This window comes from Rhodococcus sp. UFZ-B548 (assembly GCF_903819475.1).
Taxonomy (GTDB): Bacteria; Actinomycetota; Actinomycetes; order Mycobacteriales; family Mycobacteriaceae; genus Rhodococcus_F; species Rhodococcus_F erythropolis.
In genome coordinates, this window is the sequence record NZ_CAIJDS010000126.1 from 1 (window position 1) to 3,325 (window position 3,325).

Consider the following 3,325-nt stretch of genomic DNA (forward strand, 5'->3'; position numbering starts at 1 on the left):
CGTCGAGTCGAGCGAAGGCGGTCAGGTCAGGGCGGCCGAAGCCGGCCGGCGGGGTAGCGTCGGACACGTCGAGGTCTTTCGGATGGATGGCGTAGGAACCTCCGTCGTCGGGAGACCTCGACGTCTATCTGCGGACCGACGCGCCCGGCCGACTTACACCGTCATCTGAGAAGACCCCTGAAACGTCTTCGACGACGACGGGACCGGCGAGGAGGAGGGCGCGGTGAGCTAAAGGAATGGAGCTTGCTCGGCTTCGACGCCGCCGCAAGCTCCGGTGAAACGGTCGGTACTGGTCGGTCGACGTCGGTCACCACCGGATGGCGGCGTCCCCCACGCTCGGCGTTTGCGCAGGTCAGTGGCTCGTTCGCCCAGTGGGCGCATCAAGCGATAGACGCAAAGCCGATGTGATTAGGTCGTCGGTTCGATTCCGACAGGCGGCTCCGGCGAACAGCCCCTGACCTGCGGAAACGCAGGGCAGGGGCGGTTCGGTTCTGGTGGTCGCGCGATGCGCTGGCCTCACGGCTCTGCCCGACACCGACGTCGCTCTCCTCTGCGACGGAACCCTCGCCGGCTGAGCGCTCGCGGCCGGCATCCTGTCCGTGTGCCGATAGGCCTCGCACCGCTCGGCAACGCAGCGTGGCGTTGCGTCGCGACCTGGCGACGGCTCGGCGGGGCGCGATCGTCTCGTGCGTTGGCGGACTACGGGAGCTTGGACGCGAGGACGTCGGCCGCCAGGATCTCGGGTGCTGCGCCGAGGAGGTGCTGGTTGGCCATCAGGGCTGCGACGATGGCGCCGTTGGCGTGGGCGTCGCGAGCGGCCTCGTCGGGGAATGCATCGAAGATCCAGAAGGTGTCGGCGTGGGTCCTGACCGCGAACCAGACAATCGTTCCTACTTCTTCGTTGGCGAGCGCGACAGCGCCGGCGAGCAGATCGGCGAGCGCGTCGTGCTGTCCATCGGCCGCGACGATCTTGGCGACGAAGGCATACGGAAGTGATGCGGGTGTGGACATGAGGGGTTCTCCTAGGTGTCGAGGTTTCTTGGTGAAGCGAGTTCAGCGTATGACGAGCAAGGGCATGTGAGAAGTGGCGTATACGGCAGTATTGCTATTGTTTGCGCCATGCGTATCGGACTGATCGCGATCGACGGCTGCTTCGGTTCGGCTGTCGCGTCGGTCATCGACATCGTGCGGGTGGCCGACGGAGCCCGCGGCGATGTCGACCCGCGGATCGACCCGATCGAACTCGCCATCCTCGGACCGAAACGGAGAGTGACCACGACGGCATCGATGACCCTGTCGGTGGACCACCCGCTGTCGGAGTCCGCAGAGTTCGACGTGGTCGTCGTCCCTGCGCTTGGAACCCTCACGGCCGCCGCTACCAACGACGCCCTCCAGAGCCGAGATGCTCGTTCGGTCATCGCCTCGCTCGGGCGCCTCGACGACGCGACCACCCGGATCGCCGCGGCGTGCACCGGCGTGTTCGCTGTCGCCGAGACCGGACGGATGCATCATCGGCGGGCGACGACCAGCTGGTTCCTGGGGCCGGAGTTCCTGAAGCGCTATCCGACCGTCGCCCTCGATCTCGACACCATGGTCGTGGTCGACGGGAACCTCGTCACCGCCGGCGCCGCGTTCGCCCACATCGACCTCGCGCTCTCACTCGTGCGATCGATCAGCCCCGACCTGGCCCAACATGTCGCCAAGCTCCTCATCATCGACGAGCGTCCGTCGCAGGCGGCCTTCGTCGCCTACGAACATCTCCGGCACGAGGACCCGATCGTCGTCGAGTTCGAACGCTTCGTGCGCGCCCGCCTGGACGAACCGTTCAACGTCGCCTTCGTCGCGCAGTCGCTCGGCACCAGCCGGCGCACCCTCGAACGACGAGTCCGTGCGGCGCTCAACCTCACTCCGCTCGGCTTCGTCCAACGGCTTCGCATCGAACGAGCTCGGCACCTCTCAGCAACCACGGACCTCACCTCCGCCGAGATCGCGCTACGGGTCGGCTACGCGAACGCCGAGACTCTGCGCTCCCTCCTGCGTAGGGAGCGACGCCGTTCCTGACCTATCGCCATGCCTGTAGCCGGTGTCCTAGTGCTCGACTGGAACCACCTCTCAGCACGTCGCGTCGACGCTCCTGCGTCGCCCCTGGACGACCCACTCGACACGCCCGCAGCACAGGCCATGTGACGTGTCCCGGCTTCCCGGACGGTCGGGGTTGGGTGGCTGTGATGTCGCTGCGTTCTCGTCGAGGGGGTCAGCAGACTCGATCAGGGTCGATTGGGATGAGACGCGAAGGCGGTCAGGTCAGGGCGGCCGAAGCCGGCCGGCGGGGTAGCGTCGGTCACGTCGAGGTCTTTCGGATGGATGGCGTAGGAACCTCCATCGTCGGGAGACCTCGACGTCTACCTGCGGACCGACGCGCCCGGCCGACCTACACCCTCATCTGGGAAGAGCCTCTTTCGACACCGCATCGCTGAGCACCGACTCGCTCGAGGAACTGAATCTCGGCAAGATCAGCGAACTGCTCAAGCTCGGCATCACCGCCGTCTCTTTCATCACCGCACTGAACTCGCTCAGCTGAGCGAACATTCGGGCTGACGCCGAACCGAAAACCTGTCGAGGTATGAGTTCGCCACGAGATGCTCCCTGCGCGTTGGGACCGAACTCCACGGCCCTACGTGTAGGGAGCAGTTCAGTTTTTGAGTAGATAGATCTCAGGGGAGCGGAAGCGGTCATTCCTGATCCCGGTCCATCGGCGCCGGCAATAGGAATACGTAATATCCACGGTGAGAAGAAATTCAGCTTTCCGGTACGCATCACTGTCTAGGCTGAGACGTGTGATTGTGGGCGAACAAGTCTCGCGGCGAACACCTTCCGGCCGGACTGAATCTCGGGGTCAACAAATGGACGTGCATCTTCTTGAGGATGTGGCGGCGCGTAGCCTCGATTCGGGTGCAGACCCTCAGCGGTGGCCCGATCCGTCACCACGGTGTTAAGAGAATGCGGCCTGCACCGCAGTAAATTGTTTTCCGGGCTCAGTCCCTCGTACTGTTCTAGTATCGTCGACCAGCGCCCCGCCGCACGGTTCCAGGCCCTCAATTCAGGTGTCGATAGTGAGTCGCCAGACTTTGTATGCACGGTAGATGGATGCCGCGATCAAGCCCCCCTTTCCGCTTGGACGTCTCTTCGCGAAGGCAACGAGCGGTTTGTCAACCACGCGTCCATGCCCTCGACAACGGAACTTGCTCTCAATACGTCAACGCATCACTGCTGGTGACATGATGCGTGATCGTGGAGGCATGGATGGGCAACAGGGCGCTCGGGT

At 64.4% G+C, this 3,325-nt stretch carries 3 protein-coding genes; 2 read left to right on the forward strand and 1 reads right to left on the reverse strand.

Features of this window, described 5'->3' with window-relative positions:
- Nucleotides 1-243 precede the first annotated feature (243 nt).
- On the forward strand, nt 244-408 hold the full coding sequence (locus H7C86_RS36625) for a hypothetical protein (RefSeq protein WP_003941075.1): 165 nt from the start codon (nt 244-246) through the stop codon (nt 406-408).
- A gap of 291 nt (nt 409-699) precedes the next feature.
- Here the strand turns inward: H7C86_RS36625 and H7C86_RS36630 are convergent, their stop codons facing one another.
- Complete coding sequence (locus H7C86_RS36630) at nt 700-1,011, reverse strand: putative quinol monooxygenase (protein WP_003941073.1); 312 nt, start codon at nt 1,009-1,011, stop codon at nt 700-702.
- Nucleotides 1,012-1,119: 108 nt separating this feature from the next.
- Between H7C86_RS36630 and H7C86_RS36635 the strand changes: the two genes are divergently transcribed.
- Nucleotides 1,120-2,061 carry a GlxA family transcriptional regulator gene (locus tag H7C86_RS36635; RefSeq protein ID WP_003941078.1) on the forward strand — a complete coding sequence of 314 codons (942 nt, stop codon included), beginning with the start codon at nt 1,120-1,122 and terminating at the stop codon, nt 2,059-2,061.
- Nucleotides 2,062-3,325: the final 1,264 nt, after the last annotated feature.